The 2,064-nt window shown below is 29.5% G+C and carries 1 protein-coding gene and 1 pseudogene; both read left to right on the forward strand.

Annotated elements, in window-relative coordinates; all coding sequences use genetic code 11:
• Positions 1–84: 84 nt before the first annotated feature.
• Positions 85–354: pseudogene (locus NFS18_RS19205) on the forward strand (LytTR family transcriptional regulator DNA-binding domain-containing protein); the annotation flags it as partial.
• Positions 351–1,679, forward strand: coding sequence for a sensor histidine kinase (locus tag NFS18_RS19210; RefSeq protein ID WP_251393180.1), 1,329 nt, complete (start codon positions 351–353; stop codon positions 1,677–1,679). The pseudogene NFS18_RS19205 and the gene NFS18_RS19210, both read left to right, overlap by 4 nt.
• Positions 1,680–2,064: the final 385 nt, after the last annotated feature.

Here is a 2,064-nt window from a genome sequence, read left to right on the forward strand (position 1 = left end):
TTACGGTTTTACTTACTTTAAAGTAATGCTATCCGTTTTTAAGCAAGTTTATAGCGGCGTGAATAATTCAGGTTAAAAGATGTTTTATATATTCAGAAAAGTGGGAAAAATGCGGTGTTGGTAACTTTTAATACACAGGCTAAAGTAAGAAAAAGTTTATCGCAGGTATATGAAGAGATTAACAAAAAGGAGTTTATTTATATTGATAGAGGATGCATTGTAAATATAATTCATATTATGCAAGTGAAAAATGGTGAAGTTGTTTTAAAAAATAAAGAAACCTTACCTATTAGTAGATCTCACATACAAAGTACAAAAGAACTGATTAACACATTCTGGGGGAATGAACTTTGAGTATTTTATTTATAATAATTGAAATATTGGCAACTGTAGTAGAAGCCTATATTGGAATAAAATTTGTAGGTCTTTTATTGGAAAGTAAATACGAAGAAAGTAAAACAAATTTAATTGCAATAACTACATCATTTGTTTTAGCATTTTTTGTTCATATTTTAAATAGTATAGAATTGTTTTCCTACGGAACATTAGCATTTGGTGTTGTAAGTATATCACTTATTGTATTTAGTGTATATAGATGCAAATTTCCACATGCTTTTTTGATATCCTGTTTTTATTTTATGTGTTTGAATTATTTAGACTTTTTAGCAATTACTATTGTAGGAGCACTTTTACATAATCCAGATTATTCTAAAATTGTAATTTCAACTCATGGATTTGTAAGAATTAGACAAATGTTTATTTGTAAGGGATTATTGATTTTAGCATATCTAAGTGCAAAACATTTTATGAAAGGGAAATTTAAAATTAATTCATTTAAACATTATGTTATTCTCACAATAGCTGGTGGAATTGGTGTAGTATACCTTATTGATAATTCTTTGGATTTGGTTGATTTTGGTAATGTGATGAACTGGATCGTATTTAGTGTAATACTCATATTAACATGGGCCTTGCTTTTGTTATATGAAAAGAGTAAGAACGATAAAGATATGGCAAAATTTATGGAAATTAAAAATGCTTTATTAGAAGAAAATTATAAGGGACTAAATGATGCTTATTCGGCAAATGCGAAGGTTTATCATGATTTCAATAATCACATTAATATTTTATATCAGTATTTGATACATTCTGATACTAAGAGCGCAATAGAATATTTGGACAGAGTAAGCGAGCCTATAAAGAACTTGTTGGAACGTACTTGGACGGGAAATGAAGTGATTGATGTCATAATAAATAGCAAATTACGAAAGATGAAAGAGAATCATATTCAAAGTAGTATAAATGTAGAATTTCCAGGTAGATGCGATATTATGCCAAATGATATATGTACTATTCTCAGTAATTTACTAGATAATGCAATTGAAGCATGTCAAAGAAATCAAGATAATGCAAATAAGTGGATTAATATTACTATAAGAATTATAAACCAGATGCTTATTTTGATAATTGAAAATGGCAATGAAGTAGCACCACAGGTAAAAAATAAACGTTTGGTAACTTCAAAAGAAGATGAACGCTTTCATGGTTGGGGACTGAAGAGTGTCGAATCGTCCATTGAAAAGTATGAAGGTGTAATGCAATATAAAACTGAAAATGGAAAATTCAAAGTGGTTGTGACTTTAAATTATAATATTATAGAAAAAGAAGATGTTTTTTGAGAATATTAACCTTTGATCAAGACTGTTATATCATAAGCGCCTAGTTTTGGGAATGTTCAAAACTAGGCGCTTATGATATAACAGTCCATTTTCAAAGTAAACGCAAAATATTTTGCGTTTACAATGATTTGCTATTTAGGACACGGGCGTTCTTCAAATCTCTGGTTAGGTGGGAATGCCACAGTCTTGGTGTTTTCTAGTATATTTTTTTCAAGAGATAGATAATCCAGTGTTTGTGTCTGTACTGTCCAATCAGAATGAAACCGCAGAAGAATCAGTGATTCACAGGTTGAATATTCTTGAGGCTCGGGTTCTTCCGCAATTAACCGTTTTGTAGTTTCCTATATTATCAAATATGTAGTATACTTAACATATCAAACGAGAT

Origin of the sequence: Mediterraneibacter agrestimuris (assembly GCF_943193195.1) — a bacterium.
GTDB classification, from domain to species: Bacteria; Bacillota; Clostridia; order Lachnospirales; family Lachnospiraceae; genus Schaedlerella; species Schaedlerella agrestimuris.